The sequence below is a fragment of the Rhodobaculum claviforme genome (genome assembly GCF_016653255.1).
Classification (GTDB): Bacteria; Pseudomonadota; Alphaproteobacteria; order Rhodobacterales; family Rhodobacteraceae; genus Rhodobaculum; species Rhodobaculum claviforme.
On record NZ_NHSD01000263.1, the window covers coordinates 1 to 11,702 of the forward strand.

The 11,702-nt window shown below is 71.0% G+C and carries 12 protein-coding genes; 7 read left to right on the forward strand and 5 right to left on the reverse strand.

What is annotated here, in order from left to right:
- The first annotated feature begins 144 nt into the window (after positions 1–144).
- From CCR87_RS09870 to CCR87_RS09880, 3 genes are all read left to right on the forward strand, one after another.
- Positions 145–546: a helix-turn-helix domain-containing protein gene (locus CCR87_RS09870; protein ID WP_201157360.1), complete on the forward strand. Its 402-nt coding sequence runs from the start codon at positions 145–147 to the stop codon at positions 544–546.
- Positions 543–824, forward strand: coding sequence for an FAD assembly factor SdhE (locus tag CCR87_RS09875; RefSeq protein ID WP_201157361.1), 282 nt, complete (start codon positions 543–545; stop codon positions 822–824). The genes CCR87_RS09870 and CCR87_RS09875 overlap by 4 nt, the downstream gene beginning before the upstream one ends.
- 86 nt (positions 825–910) lie before the next feature.
- The gene (locus tag CCR87_RS09880) at positions 911–1,417 is read left to right on the forward strand and encodes a MarR family winged helix-turn-helix transcriptional regulator (protein ID WP_201157362.1); all 507 of its coding nucleotides are present in this window, start codon (positions 911–913) and stop codon (positions 1,415–1,417) included.
- Positions 1,418–1,465: 48 nt separating this feature from the next.
- Here CCR87_RS09880 and CCR87_RS09885 read toward each other — a convergent pair whose 3' ends face one another.
- Positions 1,466–1,894 (reverse strand): VOC family protein, encoded by a 429-nt coding sequence (locus CCR87_RS09885; protein WP_201157363.1) that lies wholly within the window; start codon positions 1,892–1,894, stop codon positions 1,466–1,468.
- A 119-nt stretch (positions 1,895–2,013) separates the two neighbouring features.
- Between CCR87_RS09885 and thyX the strand changes: the two genes are divergently transcribed.
- Together thyX and CCR87_RS09895 are read left to right on the forward strand one after the other, a co-directional pair.
- Entirely contained in the window at positions 2,014–2,922 is a 909-nt protein-coding gene (gene thyX, locus CCR87_RS09890; protein WP_201157364.1) for an FAD-dependent thymidylate synthase, read from the forward strand.
- A gap of 140 nt (positions 2,923–3,062) precedes the next feature.
- Positions 3,063–3,635, forward strand: coding sequence for a LabA-like NYN domain-containing protein (locus CCR87_RS09895; protein ID WP_201157365.1), 573 nt, complete (start codon positions 3,063–3,065; stop codon positions 3,633–3,635).
- A gap of 46 nt (positions 3,636–3,681) precedes the next feature.
- Here the strand turns inward: CCR87_RS09895 and CCR87_RS09900 are convergent, their stop codons facing one another.
- The 3 genes from CCR87_RS09900 to CCR87_RS09910 form a co-directional block, all read right to left on the reverse strand.
- Positions 3,682–4,764: a flavin monoamine oxidase family protein gene (locus tag CCR87_RS09900; RefSeq protein ID WP_201157366.1), complete on the reverse strand. Its 1,083-nt coding sequence runs from the start codon at positions 4,762–4,764 to the stop codon at positions 3,682–3,684.
- 25 nt (positions 4,765–4,789) lie between these two features.
- On the reverse strand, positions 4,790–5,470 hold the full coding sequence (locus CCR87_RS09905) for a cupin domain-containing protein (RefSeq protein ID WP_201157367.1): 681 nt from the start codon (positions 5,468–5,470) through the stop codon (positions 4,790–4,792).
- A gap of 119 nt (positions 5,471–5,589) precedes the next feature.
- Positions 5,590–6,966 (reverse strand): DUF6880 family protein, encoded by a 1,377-nt coding sequence (locus CCR87_RS09910; RefSeq protein WP_201157368.1) that lies wholly within the window; start codon positions 6,964–6,966, stop codon positions 5,590–5,592.
- Between the two features lie 270 nt (positions 6,967–7,236).
- On the opposite strand from CCR87_RS09910, the gene CCR87_RS09915 reads away from it, so the two are divergent.
- Positions 7,237–8,220: a TAXI family TRAP transporter solute-binding subunit gene (locus tag CCR87_RS09915; protein WP_201157369.1), complete on the forward strand. Its 984-nt coding sequence runs from the start codon at positions 7,237–7,239 to the stop codon at positions 8,218–8,220.
- Positions 8,221–8,313: 93 nt separating this feature from the next.
- Positions 8,314–10,536, forward strand: a complete 2,223-nt coding sequence (locus CCR87_RS09920; RefSeq protein WP_201157370.1) for a TRAP transporter permease — start codon at positions 8,314–8,316, stop codon at positions 10,534–10,536.
- A gap of 31 nt (positions 10,537–10,567) precedes the next feature.
- Here CCR87_RS09920 and selD read toward each other — a convergent pair.
- A partial coding sequence (selD, locus tag CCR87_RS09925) for a selenide, water dikinase SelD (protein WP_201157371.1) occupies positions 10,568–11,702 on the reverse strand: 1,135 nt, incomplete at its 5' end.

The window sequence follows — 11,702 nt, forward strand, 5'->3', positions numbered from 1 at the left end:
CTCCGGCGTGGGGGCGGCGCGGGGTGCCGCGGTTTGATCTTTCGGCCTGCTCGACATAGGCTCGGGCCAGGGGCCGATCAAGCGAAACCGCAGGGGCCAAACAACCGGGACCACGCCGGAGCCACGCAACCGGAGGACGCAGCGATGCACGACGACAGCGACGCCGACGGCTGGTTCGGGGCGCAGACCGCGACCCTGGGCGACCGCGTGGCCGGCGCGCGCGAGGCGGCGGGCAAGACGCGGGCCGAGCTGGCGCGGGGCCTTGGCGTGCGGCTGTCCACCATCGAGGCCTGGGAGGAGGACCGCGCCGAACCACGCGCCAACAAGCTGCAGATGGCGGCGGGGGTGCTGAACGTCTCGGTCGGCTGGTTGCTGACCGGGGTGGGCGACGGCCCCGACGGCCCGCCCGAGGGGACCGCCCGGCCCGATGACGCCCACGCCGCCCTGTCCGAGCTGCGCCGCACGCGCGCCGAGCTGGGCACCATCGTCACCCGGCTGGCGCGCGCCGAGGCGCGGCTGGCCCGTATCCTGCGAGAAGACACATGACCCAAGCCCCCGACGACCTTGATGCCCGGTTGCGGCGCCTGCGCCTGCGATCCTGGCGGCGCGGCACCAAGGAGATGGACCTGATCCTCGGGCCCTGGGCGGACGCCCATCTGGCCGGTCTGACGCCCGAGGCGCTGGACGGCTACGAGGCGATGCTGGAGGAAAACGACCAGGATCTTTATGTCTGGGTCACGGGCCAGGACGCGGCCCCGGCCGCGCATGCGGCCCTGCTGGCCGAGATCGGCGCCCATGCCCGCGACCGTTTTCGCCCAAGATGAAGTTTCGTCGCGAATCCCGCGTAGTTTAACCGAAACTTGGGCTTTTCCCGCAATCCTCGCGCCAGTGTGCAATGTTGGAGGCGGGGATGAGCCTGCAGGAAACGGTGGTTTCGGATCAGGGGGGCGCTGCGGCGTCGACGGACACTCTGGCGATCTATCTCGAGAGTCTGGGGCTGGTGGAGCGGCTGCACCGGCTGCTTCTCGATGTCATCAAGGACGAGTTCGAGCGGGTGGGCGTGCTGGACATCAACGCGGTGCAGGCGCTGTTGCTGTTCAACATCGGCGAGAACGAGGTGACCGCCGGCGAGCTGCGCACCCGTGGCTACTACCAGGGCTCCAACGTGTCCTACAACCTCAAGAAACTGGTCGAGGGGGGGTACATGCACCATCAGCGCTGCGCCGCCGACCGCCGCGCCGTCCGGGTTCGCCTGACGGAACGGGGCCGGGAGGTGCGCGGGATGGTCGACGCGCTGTTCTCGCGCCACGCCGAGGCGCTGGGCGGACGGGCCGAGGGGGAACGCCTCGTGACCGTCAACCAGAGCCTGCGGCGGCTGGAGCGGTTCTGGACCGACCAGATCCGCTACATCTACTGACGCCGGGATGGCCTGACGCCCAGGGCCGCGCACGGCCCCGGGGGCACCTTACCAGTGGCCGATGTTGGGCATGCTCACCCACGGCTCCTGCGGCGGGCGGGCGCCGCCCTTGTTCAGAAGCTCGATCGAGATGTTGTCGGGCGAGCGGACGAACGCCATGCGCCCGTCGCGCGGGGGGCGGTTGATGGTCACCCCGTTGTCCATCAGGTGCTGGCAGGTGGCGTGGATGTCGTCGACCTCATAGGCGATGTGGCCGAAGTGTCGCCCGTCCGAGGGCAGATCCTCGTCGCCGTCCCAGTTGTAGGTGAGCTCGACCGGGCATTCCTCCTGCCCCTCGGGGGCCATGAAGATCAGCGAGAAGCGGCCCTGTTCGCTGTCATAGCGCCGCGTCTCCTTCAGGCCCAGCAGGCTGTAGAAGGCGATGGAGGCGTCGAGGTCCTTCACCCGGACCATGGTGTGCAGATAACGAAGGGTCATGTGATCTTTTTCCTGTTCATGGCTGGGAGTGACGGCATCTTGCCGCTGTTAGGATCAATCCGGTTGCATCCGGCGCGCAACTGCGGGTATAGGGGGCGCGAATCCAGACGGAGTGCACCATGCCCCTGACGCCTGAGCAAGAGGCCGAGATCGCCGCCCTGCGCGCCAGCCCGCGCGCCACCCTGCGTGCCGTGTCCGAAGGCATGGAGCAACACCTGCACCATCCCATCGAGGTGCTCGATCACGGTCTTGTGCGGGTCGTGGACTACATGGGCGACGACGCGGCCATCGTGCAGGCCGCCCGCGTCAGCTATGGCGCCGGCACGAAGCATGTGTCCAACGACGCGGGTCTGATCCGGTATCTGATGCGGCACTGGCACTCCACCCCGTTCGAGATGTGCGAGATCAAGCTGCACGTCAAGCTGCCGGTGTTCGTCGCGCGCCAGTGGATCCGCCACCGCACCGCCAACGTCAACGAATACTCCGCCCGCTACTCGATCCTGGATCGGGAGTTCTACATCCCCGCGCCGGACGCGCTGGCGGCGCAGTCCACCACCAACAACCAGGGCCGCGGTGCCCTGCTGGAGGGGGCGGAGGCCGCGCGCGTGCTGGAGATCCTCAAGGCCGACAGCACGCGGGCCTATGACAGCTACGAGGCGATGCTGAGCCAGGACGGACAGCAGGGGCTGGCGCGGGAGCTGGCACGGATGAACCTGCCGATGAACATCTACACCCAGTGGTACTGGAAGACCGACCTGCACAACCTGTTCCATTTCCTGCGCCTGCGCGCCGACCCCCACGCCCAGTACGAGATCCGCGTCTATGCCGATGCGATCGCGCAGGTCGTGCGCGACTGGGTCCCGCTGGCCTGGGAGGCGTTCGAGGACTACCGCCTGGGCGCCGTACAGATCAGCGCGCGGGGGGTGGACTGCCTGCGCCGGATGCTCGCAGGAGAGGAGGTCACGCAGGAGACCTCCGGCATGGCCAAGGGCGAATGGCGCGAGTTCATCGCCACCTGGGGCCGCTGAGACCGGCGGCCTCCGGCCATTGACCTTTACGGCAGCTTGAGGTCGGGAACCGCACAGCATATGTGCGGGTTGTTACGTTGTTGACACGTTCTGCACCTCTTTCGAGATCTGCATTCAACCATGAATTGAAAGGCCATGTCATGTTCTATCGTGACGAGCGTCTTGCCCTGTTCATCGACGGCGCGAATCTGTACGCGGCCGCGCGTGCGCTGGGCTTCGACATCGACTACAAGCTGCTGCGGCAGGAGTTCATGCGGCGCGGCAAGCTGCTGCGCGCCTTCTACTACACCGCCGTGATCGACAGCGAGGAATACTCGCCCATCCGGCCGTTGGTCGACTGGCTGCATTACAACGGTTTTGCGATGGTCACCAAGCCCGCCAAGGAATTCACCGACAGCATGGGGCGGCGCAAGGTCAAGGGCAACATGGACATCGAGCTTGCGGTGGACGCCATGGAGCTTGCGCCGCGCATGGATCATGCCGTGCTGTTCTCGGGCGACGGCGACTTCCGCCCGCTGGTCGAGAGCTTGCAGCGCCAGGGCGTCCGGGTCTCGGTCGTCTCGACGATCCGCTCCAGCCCGCCGATGATCGCGGACGAGCTGCGCCGCCAGGCCGACAACTTCATCGAGCTGGAGGAGCTGCGCGAGATCATCGGCCGCCCCCCCCGCGAGCCGCGCCTGGAGCGCGAGCCGACCGCCGCCGCCGAACACTGACCGGCGGCGCCGGGGCCGGGCCATCGCGCCGGGTGGCCCGCGCGCCTCAGCCGCCGAGATCGCGCAGCACCATGCGTGCGGTGCGCGTGCCCGCCTCCACGGCGCCGGCCAGAAGTCCGGGGTCGCTGAGGCTCGTCTCGGCGCCCGCGAGGTGCAGCCGGGTGGCCCAAGGCCCGATCACCCACGGCGCCCGCGTCACCGCCGGGTGCCCCGAGGGCCGCGCGTCCTGCGCCGTGGCCGTGCAGGGATCGGTGGCCCAGTCCTTCAGGAAACTGCCGCGCGGCCGTGCGGCCTGCGGACCGAACAGCCGCGCAAGCTGTGCCACCGCTGCCGCGATCACCGCATCGCGCCCGGCGGCAGCGCGCGCATCGGCGGGCAGGCCGACAAAGCCGAACAGCGCGGCCGCGCCGGTGGCGGTGGTCGCGTCATGCACCTCGGCCAGCGGACCGACGAGGCTCCGTGCCATGCCCGACAGCCCCGAATCACGCCAGAACGGCCGGTCATAATGCGCCACGAGCTTGGCGTGCGGCGCCATCCATGTGGGCGTCGCCCGCCAGCGTGCCACCATCCCGGGATCGCCGGCGGGATCGAGCGTGACCCCGCCGGCCATCAGTCGCGGCGGCAGGGTGCAGATCACATGCCGTGCCTTCAGCGCCGCGCCCTGTCCCGCGATGGTCAGGATCACCCCGTCGGGCACCAGGCGCAGCCCCGCGACCGGGGCGTTCAGCCGGATGCGGCCGGGCAGCGTCGCCACCAGCGCGCGGATCAGCGCGCCGACCCCGCCCGTCACCCGCGCGGCCCCCTGATCGGCCCCCGCCATGCGCAGGGCCGGGGTGTCGGCGCTGCGTTCGAACAGCATGTCGCCGTCGTCGGGCTGGGCAAAGCTCGGCACCCCCAGGTCGTGCAGCAGCGCGGTCATGCCCGGCTGTGCGGCGGGCCAGAACCATGACGGGCCGAGGTCAAAGCCCCCGGCGCCGGGCCGGCCGGTGGCATCGACGCTGAGGATGCGCCCGCCGGGCCGGTCGCGCGCCTCCAGAACCTCCAGCGCGATCCCGGCGGCGCACAGCCGCCGCGCGGCGATCAGGCCGGCCAGGCCTGCGCCCAGAATGGCCACCTCGGTGGTGTGCATCCGCTGTCTCCCGTGCGCGGGGCGCTCAGCCCGCCATGGCCAGGACATCGGGATGCTGAAGCGGGGCATCCTTCAGCCACAGCCGCGCCCCCTCGGGGCCGACCTCGGCCGCCAGCGCGGTGTCGGCCGGCAGGCGCCCCCAGCCCTGCGCCCCGAGGGCGGTGTCCCCGATTCGCAGCGTCCCCGACAGCACCAGAAGCTCCAGCCCCAGGGGGTTGGGCACGCGGATGCGCGCGCCGGGGCGCCATGTCTCCAGCGTCACGCGCTCGGCGCCGTCGTCGAACAGCAGGCGCGCGGCCTCGGCCCCGTCGCGCGGCGCCAGCAGGGGGCCTTCGCCGGGCTGGCGCACGATCTGCGCGACATCGCCCGCGCGGTACTGCCACAGGCGCACGAAGATCACGCAGCCCCCCGATGCGGCCGGGCTGTGCGATGTGCCGGGCGGGTTGCGGAAATAGCTGCCGGCCGGATAGTCGTCGTGTTCATCCTGGAAGGTGCCCTCCAGCACCAGGATTTCCTCGCCGCCGGTGTGGGCATGGGCGGGAAACGCGCTGCCGGGGGCATAGCGCACGATCGAGGTCGCCCGCGCCACCTCGGCCCCGACGCGGTAGAGCATGCGCCGATCCACCCCGGCCGCGGGGCTGGCGTGCCAGTCCATCGCGCCCGCATCCACGAATACCGGGGTCGTCAGGTCGTCGTTGATCCGCATCGGTCCATCCCTTGTGTGTCCAGCCACCGCATCCATCCACGGGCCTGCCCGCTGCGGGGACGAGGGGATCTGGTGCGCGCGCGGCCGGGGTAAAGTGGCCGGGCCTCGGCCCGCCGTCCTCAGCCCTCGACCCGTGACCAGAAGCCCGTCTTGCGCGCGTGCTCGCGGCGCAGGCGCGCGACATGGGTGTCGTGGTCCTCGATCGGTGTGCGGGCGTCGATCCGGGGGGCGAGGGCTGCGCAGGTGGCGAGGTGCCGCGCCGCCTGCCGGTACTGTCCGGACCGGCCCTGGCGCAAGGCCGCGTCGATCATCGCCCGCAGCGCCAGCGTGGCGGCGCCCGGCTGGTCCGGCTCCAGCGCCTCGGCGGCGCGCGACAGCCCCTCGGTGTCGGTGCCGTCGATCTCGTCCCGGCGCCGGATCAGCACCTCCGCCGCACGCCCCGGTGCCCGCCAGTCGAGGAAGAATCGCACTGCCGCCCCGAGGTCGGGATGCTCCATCGCCAAGGCAACCGCGCGCTCCTCGGCCTCGAAATCCTCGAAATCCGGCAGTTTCCCGAGATACGCCCGCAGGTGGTCGGCCGACAGGTCGCGCTCGAAGCAGGCCCAGCGGAAGGCCTGCGCAGCCTCGCCCCGGCCCAGCGCCTCGAGCACCTCCAGGCGGGCGGTCTGCCATTCCGCGGGCGGCGCCGCATCCGTCACCGCATCCAGGGCCGCAAGGGCCGCCTCTGTCCGACCGGCCGCCCGCAGGCGCCGGGCGATGCCCAGGGCGGTGGCGGGGACATGGCGCTGCTCGGGGGCTGTCTGCGCGACAAAGCCATCCACGTCGCCGCGCGCATCGGCGATGTCCTGAAGCGCCCGGCGGGCCAGTCGGCGACGGCGCCAGGCGGCGATGTCGGATGGGGTCTCGGCCGGCTGCGCGCACAGCGCGTCGAACCGCTGGTGCAACTCCAGGAGCCCCGCATCCCCGAGCGCGGGCGCCAGCACGCCGACCAGCCCGTCGCACTGTCCGAAGCGGTTGTCGACCAGCGCCTCGAAGACGGCGTCCCGCAGCGCCTCGGGGTCGGGCCGGACCGCCGCCACGAGCGTGCCCAGATCCGCGCAGGCGTCGCGGAACACCGCGATCACCGCCTCTTCGCCGCCGCGGCAGCGGTCGATCACCGGGGTCGCGACGCTCAGGAATCGCCACATCAGCGCCAGTGCCTCGGCAGGATCGCTGGTCGCGACCTGCGCGACGATGCCCCGGCGCTGGGTCGCGAGGTCGTCGATCGCCGCCTTGCGCTTGCGCCAGCCGATCGCGCCGCGGGCGTTGGCGATGCTGGTCAGGCGTCTGGCGATCTCCCGGGCGGCCTGCGCCGGGCTCTGCGCCCCCGCCAGCGCCAGCCGCAGCTTGCGCCGGGCCGCGGCGTTGCCGGTCGTGACCTCCATCAGCAGCTGCGCCAGGGGCCCTGTGCCCAGCGCCTCCAGGTTGCGCGCGTTGAGGGTGGTTCTCGATGCCATGCGTCCGCCGGGTCTGCCGCGCGGAGACCCTAGCAGCCGCGCGCGCCCACCGGAAGCGGCCGGGGGGGCACCGTGCGGGGGCCACTGCGCCAATCCACCGCGCCAATCCACCACGCCTGTCGGGAGGGGCCGCACGCATCGCCCGAATTGACCCGCCCCGGCGCTTCTCCTAGGTTGCCGCGCGGCATGCCGCTGCGCACGCATGTGCCGCGCGGAAGGCCACGCATCAGCACCTTGATGATGTGACGCAGAACCAAAAGGGAGGTTTCCATGCGTTCGACCAGGATTGCGGCCCTTGCCGCGACGACACTTCTTGCCGTTTCCGGCGCCCATGCGCAGGACCGCGACGGCTGGCCGTCCAGCTTCACCGTCGGCACCGCCAGCCAGGGCGGCACGTTCTTTGCCTATGGCGCGGGCTGGGCCAACCTCGTGTCGGACGAGCTGGGCGTGCCCGGCGGCGCCGAGGTCACCGGCGGCCCGATGCAGAACATGGCGCTCGTGCACAACGGCGACGCGGCGTTCGGCATGACCACCATGGGCCCGGCGGCCGAATCCATCGCCGGCACCAACCCGATCGCGCCCGGCCTGGAGATGACCAACGCCTGCGCGATGTTCCCGATGTACGAGACGCCGTTCTCGGTGACCGCGCTGGCGTCGTCGGGGATCACCACTATCGCCGACATCCCCGCCGGGGCGCGCATTGGCTTCGGTCCCGCGGGCTCCACCTCGGACACCTATTTCCCGCTGATGCTCGAGGCGCTGGGCGTCGAGTTCGAGCGCCGCAACGGCGGCTGGTCGGACCTGGGCGGGCAGCTCCAGGACGGGCTGCTGGACGTGGTGGCGTTCGCCGCCGGCGTGCCGATCCCGGCCGTCAGCCAGCTGGAAGTGCAGACCCGCGTCAACATCATCGAGTTCACCGAGGAGGAGCAGGCCACCATCCTCGAGCAGTTCCCGGTGAGCGGCTTCACCATCCCCGCCGCCACCTACACCACGCTGCAGGAGGACGCGCGCTCGGTGTCGATGTGGAACTTCGCCATCGCCGACTGCTCGCTGCCCGAAAGCTTCGTGCATGCGGCCGTCGACGTGGTGATGTCGGACAACGCGCGCATGGTGAACATCCACCGCGCCGCGACCGAGACCCTGCCCGAGCACTGGGACAAGAACACCGTCATGATGTGGCACCCTGGGGCCGCGCGCTGGTTCATCGAGAACGCCGGCGCCGAGATCCCCGACGACATGATCCACGGCGAGTGATGCGCTGATGCCGCGGCCATCCCCGCCGGGGGTGGCCGTGCGCGCGAACCGGCGGGCGGTGGGCGCCGCCGATGACCGAGCGGCGGGGGGCCGATGGCAGAGAAAATCGAGAAGATCGTCGCCGAAGGGGTGGACGACGAGCCGGTCTCCGGCACCCAGCGCCAGTATCGGGGCGGAATGCTGATCGCGATCGGCCTGTTCGCCGCGGTTTATGCGGCGTTTCACATGGCGGCGCTGAACGGTCTGTCGATCCGGTCGTGGACCGGGGTCAACCTGCCGTATCTGCCGCGCTTTCCGATGGAGACGTGGAATTTCCGCATCGTGCACGTCGCGGGCGCGCTGCTGCTGGGGTTCCTGACATTTGCCGCCACGCGGCTGGATGACGGCAACGCGCCCGGCCGGGTGCGGCCCAACCCGATCCTGCGTGCGCTGGCGTGGCTGTTGCTGCTGCCGGCGCTGTTCTCGCTGGGGGCGGCGGCGTGGTTCGGGACGCTGATCGACGGCGGCGTGATGTGGAACGGCATCGACGCAACCCTGCGCTGGCGCGAGGTGTGGCTGTTCGGCACGCCGCTGCTGGTTGCCACGCTGGGCGCGATCGTCGTGTCGTGGCTGGAGCGGACACCGGCGGATGCGGTGTCGGTGGCCGATCTGGTGCTGGGGATCTGTGCGGTGTCGGTCGCGACCTATCTGGTGGTGATGTACGGCACGTTGATGCGCAATTCCACGGGGACGCCGTTTGCGCCCATCGGGATCTCGCTGGCGGCGGTGGCGGGCACGATCCTGATCCTGGAGCTGACGCGCCGGGTGGCGGGGATGGCGCTGGTGATCATCTCGGTGATCTTCCTGATCTACGTGTTTGTCGGGCGCTACCTGCCGGGGTTCCTGAACGCCCCCGCGATCAGCTGGCAGCGCTTCTTCAGCCAGGTCTATACCGATGCGGGCATCCTCGGGCCGACGACGGCGGTGTCGTCGACCTACATCATCCTGTTCATCATCTTTGCCGCGTTCCTTCAGGCCTCCAAGGTGGGCGACTACTTCGTCAACTTCGCGTTTGCGGTGGCGGGGCGGGCGCGCGGGGGGCCGGCCAAGGTATCGATCTTCGCCTCCGGGCTGATGGGGATGATCAACGGCACCTCGGCGGGCAATGTGGTGGCCACGGGCTCGCTCACCATCCCGCTGATGAAGAAGGTGGGTTATACCAAGCGCATGGCCGGCGCGGTGGAGGCGGCAGCGTCCACCGGCGGGCAGATCATGCCGCCGATCATGGGCGCCGGCGCCTTCATCATGGCCGAGATCACCGGCATCCCCTACACCGAGATCGCGGTCGCCGCGATCATCCCGGCGGTGCTGTATTTCGCCTGCGTCTACATGATGGTGGATTTCGAGGCCGCCAAGCTGGGCATGCGCGGCCTGCGCCGCGAGGAGCTGCCGAAGCTGCCCGAGATGCTGCGCAAGGTGTTCCTGTTCCTGCCCATCGTGATCCTGATCGCGGCGCTGTTCGCGGGGTATTCGGTGATCCGGGCGGGCACGCTGGCCACCATGTCGGCCGCCGTCGTCAGCTGGCTGACGCCGTTCCGCATGGGGCCGAAGCAGATCTTCCGCGCCTTCGAGAGCGCGGGCATCATGTCGATCCAGATCATCGTGGTGTGCGCCTGCGCGGGGATCATCGTGGGGGTGATCTCGCTGACGGGGGTGGGGGCGCGGTTCTCCAACCTGCTGCTGGGGCTGGCGCAGCATTCGCAACTGCTCGCGCTGTTCTTTGCGATGTGCATCGCGATCCTGCTGGGGATGGGGATGCCGACGACGGCGGCCTATGCGGTGGCGGCCTCGGTCGTCGCGCCGGGGCTGGTGAACCTGGGGATTCCGCAGCTGACGGCGCATTTCTTCGTGTTCTACTTTGCCGTGCTGTCGGCGATCACGCCGCCGGTGGCGCTGGCGTCCTATGCCGCGGCCGGGATCTCGGGGGCCAATCCGATCGAGACGTCGGTGACCTCGTTCAAGGTGGGGATCGCGGCGTTCGTGGTGCCGTTCATGTTCTTCTACAGCTCCGGCCTGCTGATGCAGGGGGAATGGATCGACATCGTGCATGTCGCGTTCACGGCGCTGCTGGGGATCTATCTGCTGGCGGCCTCGGTGCAGGGGTGGCTGTTCGGGCATCTGCACATGGCGCTTCGGGTGCTGGTGGGGGCGGCCGCGCTGGCGATGATCTCGGGCGGGTGGATCTCGGATGTGATCGGGCTGGGGGTTGCGGCGCTGGTGTTCGTGATCCAGCGCGGCATCCTGTCGGGGCGGCGTTCCGCACCCGGCGCGGAGTGACACAATTCCCCGCGCCGGGTGCGGCGCGGGGTTACCTGACGCGCAGGCCCGGCGGGCCGTCGACGATGTCACCGATGCGCGCGGCCTGATCGAACCCCAGCGCGCGCAACTCGGCCACGAGGGCGTCCGCGGCCTCGGCCGGGACCGCGGCCAGCAGCCCGCCCGAGGTCTGCGGGTCCACCATCAGCGCCCCCAGGGCCCCCTCGGGCAGGGTGGCGCGCCCGGCCAGCGCCGCACGGTTGGCGGGCGCCAGGCTGGAGGCGTGGCGCGCCGTCGCGGCCGCCGCGCCCGGCAGCACCGGCAGGGCGGCGGCGTCCACCTCGGCGGCGACGCCCGAGGCGTCCAGCATCTCCAGCAGATGCCCGGCCAGGCCAAAGCCGGTGACGTCGGTCATCGCCTGCGCCTGCGGGGCCAGCAGGCGCGCGGCCGCGCCCTGTGGCTGGGCCATCCGCGCCCAGGCATGGGTGATGTCGGGGCCGAAGGCGTCGCGCGCCATCTCGGCGGCCATCAGAACGCCGGTGCCCAGCGCCTTGGTCAGGATCAGCGCGCAGCCCGCCCGCGCGCCCGCCTTGGTCACCGGCCGCGCGGCCAGCCCGGTCAGGGTGAAGCCCAGCGTCATCTCCGGGCCCATGGCGGTGTGACCGCCGGCGATGGCCGCGCCCTCGGGGCCGAAGATGTCGGCGGCGGCCTGCATGATCTCGGACAGGGTGCGGGCCTGCAACCGGTCGGACATGCGCGGCAGGGTCACGCTCGCCAGCGCCACCTGCGGTGCGGCGCCCATCGCCCAGATATCGCCCAGCGCATGCACCGCCGCGATGCGCGCCATCAGGCGCGGATCATCGGTCAGCGCGCGCAGATGGTCGGTGGTCATCACCTGCACGCCGTCGCCGTGGCGCAGCACCGCGGCATCGTCGCCCGCGCCGGTCAGCAGATCCCCGCGCGTCTGCACCGGCAAGGCCGCCAGCGCGTCCGCCAGCGCCCCGGCGCCGACCTTGGCCCCGCAGCCCGCGCAGAGCGGCTTGCCGCCCGCATGCTTGGCGCCCACGCCGGCGGCCACGGTCGCGGGCAGGGGGGGCGCGGCCATCGGCGGCAGGTCCGACAGCCGGGCCATGAACTTCGCGTCGATGCGGTCCTTGAGGCGCCACAGCCAGGCCCCCTCCCACACC

Excerpts from the sequence above, each read along its gene's own strand:
- CCR87_RS09870 (WP_201157360.1), top strand. The coding sequence starts at position 145 with ATGCACGACGACAGCGACGCCGACGGCTGGTTCGGGGCGCAGACCGCG.
- CCR87_RS09875 (WP_201157361.1), top strand. The coding sequence starts at position 543 with ATGACCCAAGCCCCCGACGACCTTGATGCCCGGTTGCGGCGCCTGCGC.
- CCR87_RS09880 (WP_201157362.1), top strand. The coding sequence starts at position 911 with ATGAGCCTGCAGGAAACGGTGGTTTCGGATCAGGGGGGCGCTGCGGCG.
- CCR87_RS09885 (WP_201157363.1), bottom strand. The coding sequence starts at position 1,894 with ATGACCCTTCGTTATCTGCACACCATGGTCCGGGTGAAGGACCTCGAC.
- thyX (WP_201157364.1), top strand. The coding sequence starts at position 2,014 with ATGCCCCTGACGCCTGAGCAAGAGGCCGAGATCGCCGCCCTGCGCGCC.
- CCR87_RS09895 (WP_201157365.1), top strand. The coding sequence starts at position 3,063 with ATGTTCTATCGTGACGAGCGTCTTGCCCTGTTCATCGACGGCGCGAAT.
- CCR87_RS09900 (WP_201157366.1), bottom strand. The coding sequence starts at position 4,764 with ATGCACACCACCGAGGTGGCCATTCTGGGCGCAGGCCTGGCCGGCCTG.
- CCR87_RS09905 (WP_201157367.1), bottom strand. The coding sequence starts at position 5,470 with ATGCGGATCAACGACGACCTGACGACCCCGGTATTCGTGGATGCGGGC.
- CCR87_RS09910 (WP_201157368.1), bottom strand. The coding sequence starts at position 6,966 with ATGGCATCGAGAACCACCCTCAACGCGCGCAACCTGGAGGCGCTGGGC.
- CCR87_RS09915 (WP_201157369.1), top strand. The coding sequence starts at position 7,237 with ATGCGTTCGACCAGGATTGCGGCCCTTGCCGCGACGACACTTCTTGCC.
- CCR87_RS09920 (WP_201157370.1), top strand. The coding sequence starts at position 8,314 with ATGGCAGAGAAAATCGAGAAGATCGTCGCCGAAGGGGTGGACGACGAG.